At 69.4% G+C, this 13,441-nt stretch carries 10 protein-coding genes and 3 pseudogenes; 2 read left to right on the top strand and 11 right to left on the bottom strand.

All coding sequences use genetic code 11. From position 1 onward, the window contains the following. Window positions 1-304: 304 nt before the first annotated feature. From AB0389_RS14720 to AB0389_RS14740, 5 genes and pseudogenes are all read right to left on the bottom strand, one after another. Complete coding sequence (locus AB0389_RS14720) at window positions 305-1,990, bottom strand: ribonuclease J (protein WP_366395763.1); 1,686 nt, start codon at window positions 1,988-1,990, stop codon at window positions 305-307. Window positions 1,991-2,161: 171 nt separating this feature from the next. Beyond that, complete coding sequence (dapA, locus tag AB0389_RS14725; RefSeq protein ID WP_366395764.1) at window positions 2,162-3,061, bottom strand: 4-hydroxy-tetrahydrodipicolinate synthase; 900 nt, start codon at window positions 3,059-3,061, stop codon at window positions 2,162-2,164. Window positions 3,062-3,314: 253 nt separating this feature from the next. Continuing rightward, a pseudogene (gene thyX / locus AB0389_RS14730) lies at window positions 3,315-3,764 on the bottom strand (FAD-dependent thymidylate synthase); the annotation flags it as partial. Window positions 3,765-3,767: 3 nt separating this feature from the next. Beyond that, a pseudogene (locus AB0389_RS14735) lies at window positions 3,768-4,694 on the bottom strand (HNH endonuclease); the annotation flags it as partial. Then, window positions 4,674-4,961 (bottom strand): annotated as a pseudogene (locus AB0389_RS14740) (FAD-dependent thymidylate synthase); the annotation flags it as partial. The pseudogenes AB0389_RS14740 and AB0389_RS14735, both read right to left, overlap by 21 nt. A 205-nt stretch (window positions 4,962-5,166) precedes the next feature. On the opposite strand from AB0389_RS14740, the gene AB0389_RS14745 reads away from it, so the two are divergent. Together AB0389_RS14745 and AB0389_RS14750 are read left to right on the top strand one after the other, a co-directional pair. Beyond that, a complete protein-coding gene (locus AB0389_RS14745) occupies window positions 5,167-5,403 on the top strand; it encodes a hypothetical protein (RefSeq protein WP_366395765.1) in 237 nt (78 codons plus the stop codon). 96 nt (window positions 5,404-5,499) lie between these two features. Next, on the top strand, window positions 5,500-6,045 hold the full coding sequence (locus AB0389_RS14750; protein WP_366395766.1) for a hypothetical protein: 546 nt from the start codon (window positions 5,500-5,502) through the stop codon (window positions 6,043-6,045). 86 nt (window positions 6,046-6,131) lie between these two features. Here AB0389_RS14750 and AB0389_RS14755 read toward each other — a convergent pair whose 3' ends face one another. The 6 genes from AB0389_RS14755 to eccD all read right to left on the bottom strand — a co-directional run bounded on the left by AB0389_RS14755 (window position 6,132) and on the right by eccD (window position 13,388). Next, window positions 6,132-6,584, bottom strand: a complete 453-nt coding sequence (locus AB0389_RS14755) for a tetratricopeptide repeat protein (RefSeq protein ID WP_366395767.1) — start codon at window positions 6,582-6,584, stop codon at window positions 6,132-6,134. Window positions 6,585-6,588: 4 nt separating this feature from the next. Further along, on the bottom strand, window positions 6,589-7,341 hold the full coding sequence (dapB, locus tag AB0389_RS14760; protein WP_366395768.1) for a 4-hydroxy-tetrahydrodipicolinate reductase: 753 nt from the start codon (window positions 7,339-7,341) through the stop codon (window positions 6,589-6,591). Window positions 7,342-7,394: 53 nt separating this feature from the next. After that, a complete protein-coding gene (locus AB0389_RS14765) occupies window positions 7,395-8,771 on the bottom strand; it encodes a pitrilysin family protein (RefSeq protein WP_366395769.1) in 1,377 nt (458 codons plus the stop codon). Continuing rightward, window positions 8,768-11,008 carry a polyribonucleotide nucleotidyltransferase gene (locus AB0389_RS14770; RefSeq protein ID WP_366395770.1) on the bottom strand — a complete coding sequence of 747 codons (2,241 nt, stop codon included), beginning with the start codon at window positions 11,006-11,008 and terminating at the stop codon, window positions 8,768-8,770. Before AB0389_RS14770 ends, AB0389_RS14765 begins: the two co-directional genes overlap by 4 nt. A 342-nt stretch (window positions 11,009-11,350) precedes the next feature. Continuing rightward, complete coding sequence (gene rpsO / locus AB0389_RS14775) at window positions 11,351-11,641, bottom strand: 30S ribosomal protein S15 (RefSeq protein WP_366395771.1); 291 nt, start codon at window positions 11,639-11,641, stop codon at window positions 11,351-11,353. Between the two features lie 238 nt (window positions 11,642-11,879). Next, window positions 11,880-13,388 carry a type VII secretion integral membrane protein EccD gene (gene eccD, locus AB0389_RS14780; RefSeq protein ID WP_366395772.1) on the bottom strand — a complete coding sequence of 503 codons (1,509 nt, stop codon included), beginning with the start codon at window positions 13,386-13,388 and terminating at the stop codon, window positions 11,880-11,882. Between the last annotated feature and the right edge of the window lie 53 nt (window positions 13,389-13,441).

Consider the following 13,441-nt stretch of genomic DNA (forward strand, 5'->3'; position numbering starts at 1 on the left):
GGGCGATTCCCTTCGGTGTTTCTTTGTTTTTGTTTCCGTCTTGCGTTTCCGACTCTATCAGACTCTTTCGTGTCCGATTCCCCGTCGGAGCGGGGGCTTGCTTTCCAGTTCTTCGCTTTCGCGTTTCCCTTTCCGGCGGTTCCGACTTTATCAGAGTTATCCGAGTCGGTTCCCCCACCTCTTCGAGCAGCTCCGGGCACGCGTTTGGCCCGGGGTTCCCGTCGATGTGGAGCCGTAAACGTACTGGAGCGGGGGGCCTCGAAGCAAATCGAGGCCCCCCGCTCCTGATGCCGCGCCGGATCCGTCAGACCTCGACGACGACCGGGAGGATCATCGGGCGTCGGCGGTAGGTGTCGGAGACCCACTTGCCGACGGTCCTGCGCACGAGCTGCTGGAGCTGGTGCGGTTCCGCGACGCCGTCCGCGCCGGCCTTGCCGATGGCCTCCTCGACCTTCGGCAGCACGGCGGAGAACGCAGAGTCCTCGATGCCCGAGCCGCGCGCCTGGAAGTGGGGGCCGCCCACGACCTTGCCGGTGGTGGAGTCGACCACCACGAAGACGGAGATGATGCCCTCGTCGCCGAGGATGCGGCGGTCCTTGAGGTGCGTCTCGGTGACGTCGCCGACCGAGAGGCCGTCCACGTACACATAGCCAGCCTGGACCTTGCCCACGATTCTGGCCTTGCCGTCGACAAGGTCGACCACCACGCCGTCCTCCGCGATGACGATGCGGTCCTTGGGGACCCCCGTCAGTGCGCCCAGTTCGGCGTTGGCGCGCAGGTGGCGCCACTCGCCGTGGACGGGCATCAGGTTCTTCGGCTTGCAGATGTTGTAGAAGTACAGCAGCTCGCCGGCCGAGGCGTGGCCCGAGACATGGACCTTGGCGTTGCCCTTGTGGATGACGTTCGCGCCCCACCTGGTCAGGCCGTTGATCACCCGGTAAACCGAGTTCTCGTTGCCCGGGATGAGGGACGACGCGAGGATCACCGTGTCGCCCTGGACGATCCGGATCTGGTGGTCGCGGTTGGCCATGCGGGAGAGCGCGGCCATCGGTTCGCCCTGCGAGCCGGTGCAGACGAGGACGACCTCGTGGTCCGGGAGGTCGTCGAGGGTCTTGACGTCGACGACCAGACCGGCCGGGACCCGGAGATAGCCCAGGTCACGGGCGATGCCCATGTTGCGGACCATCGAGCGGCCGACGAAGGCAACCCTTCGACCGTACTCGTGGGCGGCGTCCAGGATCTGCTGGATGCGGTGGACGTGGCTGGCGAAGCTGGCCACGATGATCCGCTTCTGCGCGCTCCCGAAGACCTGGCGCAGGACATTCGAGATGTCCTTCTCCGGCGGGACGAAGCCCGGGACCTCCGCGTTGGTGGAGTCCGAAAGCAGCAGGTCGATGCCCTCCTCGCCGAGCCTGGCGAAGGTGGGCAGGTCCGTGAGCCTGCGGTCCAGCGGCAGCTGGTCCATCTTGAAGTCGCCCGTGTGGACCACCATGCCCGCGGGGGTGCGGATGGCGACGGCCAGGGCGTCCGGGATGGAGTGGTTGACCGCGACGAACTCGCAGTCGAACGGGCCGATGCGCTCGCGGTGCCCCTCGGTGACCTCAAGGGTGTACGGGCGGATGCGGTGCTCCTGGAGCTTCGCCTCGATCAGCGCGAGGGTCAGCTTGGAGCCGATCAGCGGGATGTCCGGCTTCAGCCGGAGCAGGTAGGGGACGCCACCGATGTGGTCCTCGTGGCCGTGGGTGAGCACGACCCCGTCGATGTCGTCCAGCCGGTCCCGGATGGTGGTGAAGTCCGGCAGGATCAGGTCGATGCCGGGCTGCTCCTCCTCGGGGAAGAGGACGCCGCAGTCGACGATGAGCAGACGGCCGTTGTACTCGAAGACCGTCATGTTCCGGCCGATTTCGCCCAGGCCGCCCAGCGGAGTGACCCGCAGGCCATTCTTGGGCAGCTTCGGCGGGGCGCCGAGTTCAGGATGCGGATGACTCAAAAGACTCTCCTCACCACACGCGCCACGTACCGCTGAGGCACGTGGCGCGCATGACATTCGTACACTTGCTGTTGTCTGTGTGGGCTGTGCGTGCGGGCCGGTTTCCCGGTGGCCGCTTCTCTTTTTCTCGATGTACTGCTGTCTTCGCGTATTCAGTTGTGAAGTCGTTGATCAGAGCTGTACCCCGCCGGCCGCCAGATCGATCTTGAGCTGGGCCGTTTCCTGGGCCGACAGCTCGACGAGCGGCAGCCGCAGGGGCCCGGCGGGCAGATTCCGCAGAGCGAGGGCCGCCTTGGTGGTGATGACGCCCTGGGTGCGGAACATGCCGGTGAAGACCGGCAGCAGCTTCTGGTGGATCTCGGTGGCCTTCTGCACGTCACCGGTGAGGTGCGCGTCCAGCAGCTCACGCAGCTCCGGGGTGACCACATGGCCGACCACGGAGACGAACCCGACCGCGCCGACGGAGAGCAGCGGAAGGTTCAGCATGTCGTCGCCGGAGTACCAGGCGAGGCCGGACCGGGCGATGGCCCAGCTGGCGCGGCCGAGGTCGCCCTTGGCGTCCTTGTTGGCCACGATACGCGGGTGCTCGGACAGCCGGACGATCGTCTCGGTGTCGATGGGGACACCGCTGCGTCCGGGGATGTCGTAGAGCATGACCGGCAGCCCGGTCGCGTCGGCGATGGCCGAGAAGTGCTGGAAGAGGCCCTCCTGCGGCGGCTTGCTGTAGTACGGCGTCACCGCGAGCAGGCCGTGCGCCCCGGCGCTTTCGGCGGCGCGGGCCAGCTCCAGAGTGTGCCGGGTGTCGTTCGTGCCGACGCCGGCGACGATATGGGCCCGGTCACCGACGGCCTCCAGGACCGCCCGTACGAGCTGGTCCTTCTCCGCGTCGCTGGTGGTCGGCGACTCACCGGTGGTGCCGTTCAGGACGAGGCCGTCGTTGCCTGCGTCCACCAGATGGACGGCGAGACGCTGGGCACCGTCGAGGTCGAGTGCGCCGTCCGCCGTGAAGGGCGTGACCATCGCGGTGAGGACCCGCCCGAAGGGGGTCTGCGGAGTGGAGATCGGAGCCATGGGTAACACGCTACTCGCTGCTCAGCTCGCCGTGTCCCCTTGGGGGACGGGACAAGAGGAGCCCGGCACTGCCTGCTCGGGGGTTCAAGCAGTGCCGGGTCCGTTTGATCAGCCTAGATGAACTTCTTGAAACGCCGCAATACGGACACTTCACCTGGTCGACCGTACATCTGTGCCCCGGAACGGTCAGAAACGGTGCCGGAACGGCTCCAAAACAGGCCGGGACCGTACTCGCTCACCTCCGCGAAACCCGTTACGGGGCGACACGTCCGTTCGCGTTGAACGCGGCGTGGGTGAGGGGCATGAGCTTCGCCCAGTGCTCCTCCATCCGCTCCCCGACCATCTCGATCTCGCGCTGCGGGAAGGACGGGACCTTCGCCTGTTCGTGCTGGGTGCGCAGGCCGAGGAAGTGCATCAGCGAGCGCGCGTTGCACGTCGCGTACATCGACGAGAACAGACCGACCGGCAGCACCGCGCGGGCCACCTCGCGGGCCACACCGGCCGCCAGCATCTCCTGGTACGCCTCGTACGCCTGAACGTAGGAGTCGTGCATCGCACGCTCCGTGATCTCCTGCTGGGTGTCCGTACCGGCCACGAACTCGTACTTGCCGGGCCGGCCCCGCTGCACGAGCTTGCGGTCCTCGCCCGGGACGTAGAAGACGGGCAGCAGCTCCCGGTAGCGCCCGGACTCCTCGTTGTACGAGTTGTGCACGACGATCCCGTTGGCCAGGAAGTTGTGCCACGGGCCTTCGACCGACAGGTCGTAGGTCATCTCCTCGCCGTCGTCCGCGATGGAGACGATCCGGTCCGGGCGGGCAACAGCGACCTTCCCTTCCCGCCGTGCCAGTGCCTGCTCCTCGGCGCTCTTCGCCGCGTGACACGCGGCGCAGACGGGCGCAAGGTTGCTCTCGTCGAGCGCGCGGGTGAGATCCCCGGCGACCGGCACCACATGGTCGAGAGCCAGCTCGCTGCGCGGGAACTCGGCACCGCAGAGATGGCAGGCGTCCTCCTCCTTGAGGAGACGCTCGCGCTGCATGGATGTCCAGACACCGATGCCGCGGCGCAGACTCGGCGGAACGAGCGCCTCGGAGGGGCGGGGGGCGGTGGCGGCCGTCATGACCGCGTCTCCCACAGCCAGTTCACCGGCCTTGCGCCAGCCGTCAGGGGTCAGCACGGCATGATCCACAGTGGCGCGCAGCTCTTTGCCGGACTCCGTGATGATCTTGATCAGCGGTTTCACCCCCGACTCGATGACATCGGTGATGCGGGCCCGGCTCGCCGTCAGGGTCTCTTCGTCGTAACAGCGGACATGGTTGCGGCGGACCGACTCCAGTTTCCGCAGCCGCGTGCTCGGGTGCAGTTCGCGGAACTCCACCACCGCGGATTCCGCGGCTTCCCTGTTCTCGAAGAGCCCGAGGTAGTGGTTCCTGTCCCCCCTGCGTACCTGTGCCATCCATTTTCCGGCCGTGCCGTGCCAGGTGACGCCCCCGGCCGAGTGCGGCAGGCGGTCCTCCACGCCCAGATGCCAGAGCCGGTACAGATCCGCGATGGTCCGGCGACGGAGGTTTCCCGACTCGCTCTCCAGGGTGATCTCCGTGTCACCCGCGACGCACCAGCCCACGCGGTGGCGCATGAACTCGCGGAAGACGAAGATCGGCGCGCTGACGAAGAAGGTCATCGAGTTGTGCTCGAAGGGGCTGCCGTGGCGGTCCCGCATCAGGTAGTTGATGAGTCCCTTTGAGCGCTCGGGGTCCTTCGTGATCTCTTCCAGGGACTGCTCACCTGCGGTGGAGACGCGTGCGGCCCACAGCACGTCGGAGTCGCCCGCGGTGTGTTTCACCAGGTCGACGGTGATATCGCTGCGGAAGCTCGGCTTGGTCTCTGCGGGGGTGTCGCTCACCGGCGGGGGTCCTTCCAGTCGCATCGCTCGGGCGGCGCCCACTCTACGGCTCGCCACTGACAGCGACGGGCGGCGGCGTCCGCGGACGGTGTTCGTGCGCGGAAATACGCGGAATCCGGGCACCAAATGGCGCTGGTGTTCGTCTGACTGAACAGCGGCTGACACACCAGCAGCATTCCGTAACCGCCTTGAGGAGACCCGCCCCATGTTCCGCCGGCGAGAGGCCGTACCGTTCGCATTCGTCGCCGAGGCCGACAGCTTCCGCAGTAACGTGACCCCGCCTCCCAGACAGCGCGCCAGCGCCTCCCAGCTCGTGGGCCGGGTGCTGATCGGCCTGACCGTCACGGCCGGGCTCGTCGGAGCCGTCATGCTGGGGATGCCCGCGCTGGAGACCGGTTCGTCCGGTCAGTCCCAGCAGTCCGAGGCGTCCCAGGGACGCTGATGACTCGTCCGGCCCCCTCGGGTGGTCCGGACGGGGGCGTGATCGGTAGCCTCACCGGGCACAGCAATCGAGCGTGCTTGTGAGTGAGGATCAGTCGTGCCCCTGCCCTTCCTGACGGCCGACCGGGCTTTTGACGCGACCGATGATGTCGCGCTGCCCTTCGACGATCATGATCATTGGCGGCGTCCGTACCGCCCTGGCCCGTGGCGGGTGGTGGCGTCCGCGCTGCTGCTCCTGCTGGCCTCGTTCGTACTGCTCGCCACGGTGATCATCGCCGCGGCGGGTGCTCTGTCCGGCGCGGCGGCCTGCTTCGCGGTCGCGGGGGTGACCATCGCGATCGCCCTGCGCATGCTGCGGATGGGGGCGTGGGTGAGCCGGCACGGCGTACGCCGGGTGCGGCTGTTCATGACCGTCACCGTGGCGTGGGACCGGGCCGTGGGTGTCCGTACCGTCCAGCAGCCGGTGCGCTGGCTCGGACTGCCGCGCACCGTACAGGGCCAGGCGCTCGTCGTCGTACGCCGGCAGGGTGAGCCGCTCGCGCTGCTCACCGATCACAACGCGGACTTCCTGTCGCGGAGTGAGGCGTTCGACCGGGCCGCCGACACGGTCGAGGCGTGGGGCGACGAGTACCGGCGTCCCTGACCCTGACCGTTCCGCCGTATCCCTTCGCACATGAGCGGGGTCCCGCCTCCCTGAGGTGGGACCCCGCTCATGTGTTTTCCGTGTTCTCAGACGGCTACGGGCTTGCCGTCGTGGAGGGCGATGGCCCGCTGCATGGCCTTGCGGGCGCGCGGGGTGTCCCGGGCGTCCTGGTAGGCGACGGCGAGCCGGAACCAGCAGCGCCAGTCGCCGGGCGAGTCCTCCGTCTCGGCCCGGCGCGCGGCGAAGACGGCGTCCGCGGAGTCCCGGTCGATCCGGCCGCCGGGGGTGCGGACCAGTTCGTCGACGGGCAGGCCCCCTTCGGCCTCCAGCTCCGCCGCGAGCCGGTTGGCCCGGGTGACGAACTGGGTGCTCTTCCAGAGGAACCAGAGGCCGATCAGTGGCAGGACGAGGACCGCGACCCCGAAGGTCACGGTGAGCAGCGTGCCGTGCTCGATGAGCAGCACGCCGCGGCTGCCGACCAGGACGAAGTAGACGACCAGGACAGCGGCCGTGAGGAAGTACGTGATCTTTGCGCGCATGGGGTCAGCCCAGGTCGAGGAAGTTTTCCAGGCCGAAGGTGAGCCCGGGGGTGGACACCACGCGGCGCACGCCGAGCAGGATGCCCGGCATGAAGCTGCTGTGGTGCAGGGAATCGTGGCGCACGGTGAGGGTCTCCCCCTCGGCGCCGAGGACGACCTCCTGGTGGGCCAGGAGGCCCCGGAGCCGTACGGAGTGCACCCGTACGCCGTCCACGTCGGCGCCGCGCGCGCCGGCCAGCTCGGTGACCGTCGCGTCGGGCTGTGCGGGCAGGCCCGCGTCCGTCCGGGCGGCGGCGACGAGCTGGGCGGTGCGGTGCGCGGTGCCGGACGGGGCGTCGACCTTGTTGGGGTGGTGCAGTTCGATGATCTCGACGGACTCGAAGTAACGTGCGGCCGTCTCGGCGAACTTCATGGTGAGGACCGCGCCGATGGAGAAGTTCGGCGCGATCAGCACCCCGGTCTCCGGGGAGGCGGCGAGCGAGGTGCCCAGCTGCGCGAGGCGCTCGTCGGTCCAGCCGGTGGTGCCGACGACCGCGTGGATGCCGTGGCGGACGCAGAAGTCGAGGTTGCCCATCACCGAGGCCGGGGTGGTCAGCTCCACCACGACCTGGGTGCCGGTCTCCACGAGGGTCTCCAGCCGGTCGCCCCTGCCGAGGGCGGCGACCAGTTCCAGATCGTCGGCGGCCTCGACGGCCCGTACCGCCTCGGCGCCGATGCGGCCCTTGGCTCCGACGACGGCCACGCGCAGCTTGCTCATTGCTCTGTTTCCTTCGGCTTCGGTGGTACGGCCCGGTCTCGCGGCCGGGTCTCTCAGGCGACCGCCGCGTCGAGACGGGCGGCCTGCTTGTCCTTGAGCGGTCCGATGACGGACAGCGAGGGGCGCTGTCCCAGTACATCGCGGGCGACCGCGCGTACGTCGTCGGGGGTGACGGCGGCTATCCGTGCCAGCATCTCGTCCACGGACATCTGGGTGCCCCAGCACAGTTCGCTCTTGCCGATCCGGTTCATCAGCGAGCCGGTGTCCTCCAGACCGAGGACGGTGGAGCCGGAGAGCTGGCCGATGGCGCGGTCGATCTCGTCGTCGCTGATTCCCTCGGCGGCGGCGCGGTCGAGTTCGTCGCGGCAGATCCGCAGCACGTCGTGGACCTGGCCGGGGCGGCAGCCCGCGTACACGCCGAAGAGGCCGCAGTCGGCGAAGCCCGAGGTGTACGAGTAGACGCTGTAGGCCAGGCCGCGCTTCTCGCGTACTTCCTGGAAGAGGCGGGAGCTCATGCCGCCGCCGAGCGCGGTGTTCAGTACGCCGAGGGCCCAGCGGCGCTCGTCGGTACGGGAGAGGCCCGGCATGCCGAGGACGACATGGGCCTGCTCGGTGCGGCGGTTGAGCAGCTCGACGCGGCCGGCGGCGCGTACGGAGCGGCTGCCCTCGCGGGGTGCGACGGGGACGGCGTCCGTACGGGAGAGCGCGCCGGCCTTGTCGAAGGCCCTGCGGACCTGGCGTACGACGGTGGCGTGGTCGATGTTGCCGGCGGCGGCGACGACCAGGCGCGTCGGGTCGTAGTGCTTCTTGTAGAAGCGGGCGATCCGGTCGCGGTCGAGGTCGTTGATGGTCTCGACGGTGCCGAGGACGGGCCGGCCGAGGGGGCTGTCGCCGAACATGGTCTGCGCGAAGAGGTCGTGGACGCAGTCGCCCGGGTCGTCCTCGGTCATGGCGATCTCTTCGAGGATGACCCCGCGCTCCGCGTCGACGTCGGCGGCTTCGATGAGCGAGCCGGTGAGCATGTCGCAGACGATGTCGATGGCGAGCGGCAGATCGGTGTCGAGTACCCGCGCGTAGTAGCAGGTGTACTCCTTCGCCGTGAAGGCGTTCATCTCGCCGCCGACCGCGTCGATGGCGGAGGAGATGTCGAGGGCGCTGCGCTGCCGCGTGCCCTTGAAGAGGAGGTGTTCGAGGTAGTGGGTGGCGCCGTTGAGCGCCGGGGTCTCGTCCCGGGAGCCGACCTGTACCCAGATGCCGAAGGTCGCGGACCGTACCGACGGGAGGGACTCGGTGACGACGCGCAGGCCGCCGGGGAGGGTCGTGCGGCGGACCGTGCCGGTCCCGTTCTCGCCCTTGATGAGGGTTTGGGTACGGGCGACGGCCCGCGCCTCCGAAGAGGCGCGGGCCGTCGTCCTTGAGCTGGGTGTCACGAGGTTGCTTCGTCCTTCGTGTCCTCGGGCGCGTCGGCCTCTTCGCCCTCGATCACGGGGATGAGGGAGAGCTTGCCGCGCTGGTCGATCTCGGCGATCTCGACCTGGACCTTCTGGCCCACGCCGAGGACGTCCTCGACGTTCTCGACGCGCTTGCCGCCGGCGAGCTTGCGGATCTGCGAGATGTGCAGCAGTCCGTCCTTGCCCGGGAGCAGCGACACGAACGCGCCGAAGGTGGTCGTCTTGACGACCGTGCCCAGGTAGCGCTCGCCGACCTCCGGCATGGTCGGGTTGGCGATGGCGTTGATCGTGGCGCGGGCGGCCTCGGCGGCCGGTCCGTCGGCGGCACCGATGTAGATGGTGCCGTCGTCCTCGATCGTGATGTCGGCGCCGGTGTCCTCCTGGATCTGGTTGATCATCTTGCCCTTGGGGCCGATGACCTCGCCGATCTTGTCCACGGGGATCTTGACGGTGATGATCCGCGGGGCGTTCGGGGACATCTCGTCCGGGACGTCGATGGCCTCGTTCATCACATCGAGGATGTGGAGGCGGGCGTCGCGGGCCTGCTTCAGCGCGGCGGCCAGGACCGAGGCGGGGATGCCGTCGAGCTTGGTGTCGAGCTGGAGCGCGGTGACGAACGTCTTCGTGCCGGCGACCTTGAAGTCCATGTCGCCGTAGGCGTCCTCCGCACCGAGGATGTCGGTGAGGGCGACGTAGTGGGTCTTGCCGTCGATCTCCTGGGAGATCAGGCCCATGGCGATACCGGCGACGGGGGCCTTGAGCGGCACACCGGCGTTCAGCAGCGACATCGTGGAGGCGCAGACCGAGCCCATGGACGTCGAGCCGTTGGAGCCCAGCGCCTCGGAGACCTGGCGGATCGCGTAGGGGAACTCCTCGCGCGTCGGCAGGACGGGCACGATGGCGCGCTCGGCGAGCGCTCCGTGGCCGATCTCGCGGCGCTTCGGGGAGCCGACGCGGCCGGTCTCGCCGACCGAGTAGGGCGGGAAGTTGTAGTTGTGCATGTAGCGCTTGCGGGTCACCGGGGAGAGGGTGTCCAGCTGCTGCTCCATGCGGAGCATGTTGAGGGTGGTGACGCCCAGGATCTGGGTCTCGCCACGCTCGAACAGCGCGGAGCCGTGCACGCGCGGGATGGCCTCGACCTCGGCGGCGAGCGTACGGATGTCCGTGACGCCGCGGCCGTCGATGCGGACCTTGTCCTTGATGACGCGCTCGCGCACCAGGGACTTGGTCAGCGCGCGGTAGGCGCCGGAGATCTCCTTCTCGCGGCCTTCGAACTGCGGGAGCAGCTTCTCGGCGGCGAGTTCCTTGACGCGGTCCAGCTCGGCCTCGCGGTCCTGCTTGCCCGCGATGGTGAGCGCCTGGGCGAGCTCGTCGCGTACGGCGGCGGTCAGCGCCTCCAGGACGTCGTCCTGGTAGTCGAGGAAGACGGGGAACTCGCCGGTGGCCCTCTTCGATTCAGGCTGCGCGGCCTTGGCGGCGAGGTCGGCCTGGGCCTTGCAGAGGGCCTTGATGAAGGGCTTCGCGGCTTCCAGACCGGCGGCGACGACCTCCTCCGTGGGGGCCTCGGCGCCGTCGGCGACCAGCTGGATGGTCTTGGTGGTGGCCTCGGCCTCGACCATCATGATCGCGACGTCGCCGTCGTCCAGGACGCGGCCCGCGACGACCATGTCGAAGACGGCGTCCTCGAGCTCGGTGTGCGTCGGGAAGGCGACCCACTGGCCCTTGATCAGGGCGACACGGGTGCCGCCGATGGGGCCGGAGAAGGGCAGGCCGGCCAGCTGCGTGGAGCAGGAGGCGGCGTTGATCGCGACCACGTCGTACAGGTGGTCGGGGTTGAGCGCCATGATCGTCTCGACGATCTGGATCTCGTTGCGCAGGCCCTTCTTGAAGGAGGGGCGCAGCGGCCGGTCGATGAGGCGGCAGGTGAGGATCGCGTCCTCGGAGGGCCGGCCCTCGCGGCGGAAGAAGGAGCCGGGGATCTTGCCGGCCGCGTACTGCCGCTCCTCGACGTCCACCGTGAGGGGGAAGAAGTCGAGCTGGTCCTTGGGCTTCTTGGAGGCGGTGGTGGCCGACAGCACCATGGTGTCGTCGTCCAGGTAGGCCACGGCGGATCCGGCGGCCTGCTTGGCCAGCCGGCCCGTCTCGAAGCGGATGGTGCGGGTGCCGAAGGTTCCGTTGTCGATAACGGCCTCGGCGTAGTGGGTCTCGTTCTCCACTAGTGTTTTCTCCTCGTCTTCGTCCGGTGCCCGTGTGGCAGGGGACGTGGCGGAGAAGCGCTCCTCTGTGCGGGCCGGTCTTCGATCGAAGCTCCCGGGGCGGCGGCATGGGCCGCGCCTTTCCGGGCGCCACTACCGAGGACCGGCGGCGGTGGAGTTCGCTCCTCCTCTTCGGTGGTGCTCGTACACCAGATTACTGAGCTTGGCCGCGTGACGGCATCACGTACGGCTCCGTACGTGACGTCCGTACGTGGTGTCCGTACGAATGATCCGTACGAACGGCCTGTACGTACGCAAAAGGAGCGGCCCCCTGGAAGTGGGAACCGCTCCCTTCACGGTGTCTTACTTGGCCCCGCCGGCGGCGCCGCGGCGGATGCCGAGGCGGTCGACCAGGGCGCGGAAGCGCTGGATGTCCTTCTTGGCCAGGTACTGGAGCAGACGGCGGCGCTGGCCGACCAGGATCAGCAGGCCACGACGCGAGTGGTGGTCGTGCTTGTGGACCTTGAGGTGCTCGGTCAGGTCCGAGATCCGGCGCGACAGCATGGCGACCTGGACCTCGGGGGAGCCGGTGTCGCCCTCCTTGGTGCCGAACTCGGTGATGAGTGACTTCTTCGTAGCGGCGTCGAGCGGCACGCGTACTCCTCGTGGGTCTTCGTGGCCTTCGAGTGCCCCAGGTCGAATACTCTGGGGAGCTTCCGTGACTCGGGAGGCGGGGTCCGTTGTGCGCGGGTCCTGGGGTCCTGACGGATTCCCGGTACATGTACACAAACGGCCGTCGCCCAGAGTACCAGTCCGTACGGTCGGGCTTTCCCGGGGTTCGCCGGGGTTCGCCGGGGTCCCGTGCGTCCGTCCCGTGCCTCCGTCCCGTACGTCAGGAGGTCAGCGCGCGGATCGAGTGGTAGACGTCGAAGACCGCGAGGCACAGCGGTACGAGCGTGAGCAGGACGAACGCCTCCGCGATCTCCAGGAAGCGGCCCCAGAAGGGGGTGACGCCCTTGCGCGGGACGATGAGCGCGATGGCCGTGATCAGCGCGGCAACAGCGGCGACGGCGGTGGTGAGCCAGATCGTACGGATGTCGAGCGCGGCGCCGTCGCCCCTGAGCGCGCCCCGCATCAGGGCGGCGGGCGGGTTGAGGCAGAGGCCGAGGACGAGCAGCACCAGCGCGCCGAGGCCGGCCGCCAGGGCACAGCCGACCTGCGCCGTGTAGCGGAAGAGGGAGGCGCGCATCAGCATGGCGACGCCGGTGGCGAGGGCGAGCAGCTGGCCCCAGACCCCGTCGGAGAAGCCGAGCACCGCCGCGGCGCCGACGGCCACCAGCGCGCAGCCGCCGACCAGGCCGACCAGGAGTTCGTGGCCGCGTCGGGCGCGGACCGCGATGCGCTCGGCGTCGATCGGCTCCTGGGGCGCGGGCTCGTCACTCCCGTACCCGGTGACGGCCGAGCGCGGGGGCTCGAAGCCGATGGGGAGGCGGGCGAAGCGGGTGGAGAGGCCGGGCAGGAAGGCGAGGGCGCCGACGGCGAGGGGGGCGCACACGGCGGCGGTCTCGGCGGGCGTAAGGCCGGTCAGGATCGCCACGAAGATCACCAGGACGCCGACTGCGGCGGCGAAGACGAACGCGACGAAGGGGCCGTCCCCGCCGGGTGCGGTGATCGTGAGGATGACCGCGGCGACCAGCACCGCGACGCAGGCCAGCAGCGCCTGGAGCCGGCCGATGCCCTCCCCCGCCGCCAGCGGCAGCAGGCCGGCACCGGCCACCGCGACGTTCGCGAGCGCGCCGATGCCGAGGGCGATGGACGAGGCCCGGTCGTCGTAGACCCGGGCCCGTACGCCGGAGACCGCCAGCAGCAGGACGCCGGTGACGGCGGCCAGGATGCCCGGCAGGCCGTGCATGTCGTGCCGGGGGTCGGCGGTCCACAGCACGAAGGCGAGGAGGGTCAGCAGGACGGAGCCGCCGAAGAGCCCGGCGCCGCGTGTCAGCGTGTCGGTCCAGAGCGTACGGTCGCGGGCCACCGCGGAGGCGACGGCGTCGGAGACGTCGTCGAAGACGGCCGGGGGCAGCGACTCGGCGAAGGGCCGCAGTGAGAGCAGTTCGCCGTCGAGGATGCGCTGGGCGGCCAGGGTGCGCGCGCTGTCGAGGACGGTGCCGTCGCGCCGTACCAGGTGGTAGCCGACCGGGGCGCCCTCGGCGGGGCTCTGTCCGGACAGCCGGAGGATCTCCGGGTAGAGGTCGGCGACGGGGATGTCCTCCGGCAGTGCCACATCGACGCGGCTGTCCGGCGCGACGACCGTGATCCGGCAGAATCCGGTCCCGCCGCGGGACGGGGCGGCCGGCCCCGCGTGCCCGGCTCCGGTGACCGCCGCTGACGCCGTGATACTCACCTGCTGTTTCCCCTCGTGATGGTCCTGCGTGCGCTGGTGGGTTCCGCATTCGT

This window comes from Streptomyces sp. NPDC093109, from assembly GCF_040701725.1.
GTDB lineage: Bacteria > Actinomycetota > Actinomycetes > Streptomycetales > Streptomycetaceae > Streptomyces.